3 protein-coding genes and 1 pseudogene are annotated in these 4,425 nt (G+C 46.2%); all 4 read right to left on the reverse strand.

The features are described 5' to 3' along the window. Positions 1 to 949, reverse strand: a pseudogene (locus Q0338_RS05770) (hypothetical protein); the annotation flags it as partial. A 467-nt stretch (positions 950 to 1,416) separates the two neighbouring features. Beyond that, complete coding sequence (locus Q0338_RS05775) at positions 1,417 to 2,445, reverse strand: c-type cytochrome (RefSeq protein WP_298085926.1); 1,029 nt, start codon at positions 2,443 to 2,445, stop codon at positions 1,417 to 1,419. Further along, entirely contained in the window at positions 2,442 to 3,704 is a 1,263-nt protein-coding gene (locus tag Q0338_RS05780) for a cytochrome bc complex cytochrome b subunit (RefSeq protein WP_298085927.1), read from the reverse strand. The genes Q0338_RS05775 and Q0338_RS05780 overlap by 4 nt, the downstream gene beginning before the upstream one ends. A 10-nt stretch (positions 3,705 to 3,714) precedes the next feature. Further along, positions 3,715 to 4,218 carry a ubiquinol-cytochrome c reductase iron-sulfur subunit gene (gene petA / locus Q0338_RS05785; RefSeq protein WP_298085928.1) on the reverse strand — a complete coding sequence of 168 codons (504 nt, stop codon included), beginning with the start codon at positions 4,216 to 4,218 and terminating at the stop codon, positions 3,715 to 3,717. Between the last annotated feature and the right edge of the window lie 207 nt (positions 4,219 to 4,425).

The raw sequence follows: 4,425 nt of genomic DNA on the forward strand, positions 1-4,425 counted from the left end.
GCTTTTCTAAACGGCTCGCGTAAGTGCCGTCGTCGCGCAGATAAAAGGATATGTCGGTATTGGTGTTTATGAAGAACCACTTGCCTGCAAACACGCCCGTGCCTTTTTTGCTCGCTCCCGCGTCGCTATGCTTGACGCTAGGGTCTTTTTCGGGCTCTAAATTTGAGCTTGATTTGGCTTGCGCCTGATTTGAGCTAGCCTGCGCCGCGCGGCTTTTTTTAAAGGTAAACAAGACGCCGCCCGCGCTTTGTTCGTATTCGAGCGAGCCGTTTTTCAGCCTAAATTCGCCCGCATCGTTATCTAGCGCGTATCTGCCGCTGCCAAGGCTTTTGTAGCCGCTTTCTCCTACGCCTGTTTTGCACGAACCGTCCGGATTTGCCGCTACGATACTGACTATGGCTTTGCCGCCTGCTATCTGGAAAAACGAATCCTCAAAGCACTTTTGGCCCGCCGTTTTAAACGTCTGCCCTTGTGCTGCGACCGAGTCGATCTCCCATCTGCCCTCTAGCTCGTCTGTGCTCAAATTTGAGCCGGTTGCCGTTGTCACGGCTTTGTTTGCGGCCGCGTCTTTTTTGAAAGAAAAAACGATAAATTTGCCGCCGTCTAAGGACTGTTTTACCTTTAGCGCGTCTTTATCTAGCCAAAACTCGCCGATAGGACCCAGCGCGTATTTGCCAGCACCCATGCTTTTAAAGGCGTAGCTTGCCGCGCCGCTTTTGCACGCGCCGTCCTCGCCTACGGAGCTAAGGCCTAGCTTTGCCTCCCGGCCGCTAACCTCGAAAAACGAATCCTCGAAGCACTTCTGCCCCGCTGTTTGCACCTCCTGCCCGTCTATGTTTGCCGAGACGATGCTCCACCTGCCGTCCAGTTCGCCGGCGATTAAATTTAATCCGAGGCAAAGCACCGCGATGATCGCGAAAAGCTTGACTGTAAATTTGAGACCGTTCATATTTACCCTTTTTTTGAAATTTGCAAATCAAAATTGATAGCCGATTTTAACATCGGGAAATAAATTTAAAGACAACCTAAATCAAGAAAAATTATGAAAAAACTAAAACAAGCTGAGCTCTAACTTAAAAATGCGTCTATAAATCACGCTACTTAGCTCGCCGCCGCCAAGAAAATCCAAATGATCTTGCCGTATTGCTTCATCCATATCGTAAAAAAGAAGGATCGGTAACACGCTCTTAAAAATGCTGTAAAATGTATATTTATAGTTTCTATTGCGCTCAAAACGTATTCAAATTTAAACTATAGGCACGTGAAGTTGGTATTTGTTTGCGGTTAAATTTGAGCCTAGACAAGGCATCGCGAGTGCTGAATAAATTTTACGACGGCTTCTAAAACGGTAGATAAATTTTAGAAATTAAGGAATAAATTTAAAGAGAAATTTGAGCCCGGAGTCGGGCTCAAATTTTAGTGTAGGTCAGACCAGACTTTGCGTTTCCAAAGCCATCCGAATATACCGAAAATCAAGAAGTAGATCATCGCGTTTATGCCTAGGCTTTCGCGCTCGGCTTTTTTAGCGTCGCCCGCTTTTGCCATATAGGCTACGACTTTGTCCTCGCTAGCTTTATTTAGACCTACGCGAGGCATCGAGGTGCCCGGTAGCATTTTTTGCGTGTCGTTTATAAATTTATGCAGATAATCATCGCCTTTTGAGCGGATTATCATCGATAAATCAGGAGGGTTTGAGCCCATGTAGGCAGCCAAATTTACGCGGTTAGTTAGAACGTATTTGTTTTCGTATTTCATATCGTGGCATCTTTGGCACGCATCGAGAAATACCTTCTCGTCGCTGATTTCTTTAGGCGCGATAGACTTTAGATATGCGACCATATCAGCTATCTCGGCATTTGGATCCTCTCCGCCGGCTCCGAAAAACGGAGGCATCGGATAAGGATGCTCGTCGTTAAATTTATGCGTTAGTTTTAGCGCCTTGGTCGGATCTTTGATAAGGGCTGCCAAGAAATGCTCGTCGTATATCGCTCCCGCGCTGCTAAGATCAGGCGGCACTACGCCGTACGCTTCGCTAAGTTCAGCAGCGCTCATAGCTGTCGGCATACCCGCAGCCTCGACTCCGTGACAGCCTGCGCAGCCAGCATTTGCAAAGGTTTCTGCGCCTTTAGTCGCGTCGCCTTTGGCTAAATTTATAGCCTTTATATCGTTCCAAAACGCAGTGTAGTCTTCGAGAGATTTTTGTGCCTCTTCGAGATCTTTTTGTGCTCCGGCGACTTTTTTCTCGTCATTCAGAGCTTTTGTCGCATCAAGGGCTTTTTGTCTAGCTTCTACTACGGATTTGGCTTGATTTATATCCTCGGTGCCAAAGTCGTAATCGGCCGCGCCGACGTGCGGATGCATGACGTTATGCGCGTAAGGCTCGATACCCCAGTATGTTACGCCGGTTAAAATAACTACGATTATGAAAATTTTTAACTCTCTCATTTTACCGCTCCTTTTTTCTCAAGAGTCGTTATGATAGGTAAAACGACAAAAAGCAGAACGAAAAACGTAATGGTCGAGTAAAATCCTATCCATGAGTTTGAAATACCAAGCGTCACGCCGTCGGCAGGTAGCTTACCGAAGATCGTAAGCACGATCATATCGACCACTAGCAACCAGAACCATACGAAAAAGCCTTTTCTCTCGTGAGCCGGAGCCACGACGTCGCTTCTGTCGTAAAGCGGCATGAAAAATAGAGCTACGCCCGCGATCGCAAACGCGATAAGGCCGATGTTGTAAGCTTTAAAGCCGAAAATATCGAAGAAAAATCCGCGTAAAATCTCGTACTGCCACAAGAAGTACCACTCAGGATAGATGTGCGGAGGCGTTTTTAGCGGGTTGCCCGGCTCGAAATTTATCGGATCCATCGCAAAGTTGAAATGAAAACAGACTAAATAGAAAAAGAAAATCATAAAAAAGCCGATATACATAAAGTCTTTTGCCAAAAATCCCGGCCAAAACGGAATAACTTTCGCGTTTTTCGTATCGCCACTTAGATATTTTTCAGCCTCGATATCAAAGTCTATCTCTTCGCCCGTTTCGTTATTTACGTGCGGGACGCGAAGGGTGTAAAAGTGTATCGCGACGACTGCTATAAGCACGATCGGTAGCAAGCATACGTGAAGCATGAAAAATCTCGTCAAAGTCGGATCGCTAACGGCGTAGTCGCCTCTGATCCACTCGACTACCGCGTCCCCGATAACCGGGATGCCGCCGAATAAATTCGTGATAACCATCGCCGCCCAGTAGCTCATCTGACCCCAAGGTAGCATATATCCGCTAAAAGCCTCGGCTGAAAACAGGATGAAGAGCAACATGCCGCTCACCCAAATCATCTCGCGACCTTTTTTATAAGAGCCGTAGTAGATCGCCGTAAAGGTGTGTATGTAGATGATTAAAAATACGACCGAAGCCGCAACCGCATGTATGTGACGCCATAGCCAGCCGTACTCGACCTCTTTCATTATAGTCAAATTTACGCTGTCAAAGGCTAAATTTATGTCCGGTTTGTAGTACATAACTAGCATAAATCCGGTAAAAATAAGCAAAGCAAAAAGCGTCGTGAGTATAACGCCCATCGCCCAGAGGAAATTTATATTTTTCGGTATCCAGTATTCGCTGACGAGTACTTTCATTAGCTTGTTTAAGGCGATCCTCTGATCTAGCCAGTCTAAAACGCCCGTTGATTTTCTGATGTGCATTTTTCCCTCCTTACGCTTGAGCCGCTAGTTTTTCGTATTCGGGGCTGGTCTCGCCCAAAACGAGTTTCGTACCGTCTATCTTAAACGGCGGTATGTCTAGCGGGCGCGGAGGAGGGCCGAAGGTATTTACGCCGTCTGCGTCAAATTCGCCTCCGTGACAGGCGCAAACGAAAACTTGTTTGCCAGGTTTCCACTCGGGAATACAGCCAAGATGCGTACAAAGCCCGATCGCGACCATATATCTAGCGCCGTCTACCACGACGTCGCGCTTGTCGTTAGGTGCCATCGAAGCGTCCTTTTTTAGAACGAATATCGGCTTTTTACGCCACTCGATCTGGCGCATCTCGCCGTCTTTCATCGGGCTAAGATCTACGGTCGTAAATCCAGCCGCCTTTACGCTAGGAAGCGGGTCCCAGGTCTTTTTAACGGCTACGAGAGTCGCTGCGCCGCCGACTGCGGCTACCGCGCCAAACGCTAGACCGATAAAATCTCGTCTTTCTTGTTTTACGGACATTACTTTCCTTTCAACGGTTTTTGAAGAATAATCGAGATTATACTCTTATGAAAATTAAACTTTTATTTTTCTAGCAAATAGTTTAAATATTTAAACTATTTTTAAATCATTATTTACTATTTCGTATTTTAAGGCTTTCGGGAGTAAAATTTGAGTGTAAATTTGGTTTAGTCGGTTAAATTTGACGGCCTATAAGCAGACGTAAAT

Origin of the sequence: uncultured Campylobacter sp., assembly GCF_938018145.1 — a bacterium.
Lineage (GTDB): Bacteria > Campylobacterota > Campylobacteria > Campylobacterales > Campylobacteraceae > Campylobacter_A.

Coding starts and splice junctions, on each gene's coding strand:
- Q0338_RS05775 (WP_298085926.1), bottom strand. CDS start 2,445: ATGAGAGAGTTAAAAATTTTCATAATCGTAGTTATTTTAACCGGCGTA.
- Q0338_RS05780 (WP_298085927.1), bottom strand. CDS start 3,704: ATGCACATCAGAAAATCAACGGGCGTTTTAGACTGGCTAGATCAGAGG.
- petA (WP_298085928.1), bottom strand. CDS start 4,218: ATGTCCGTAAAACAAGAAAGACGAGATTTTATCGGTCTAGCGTTTGGC.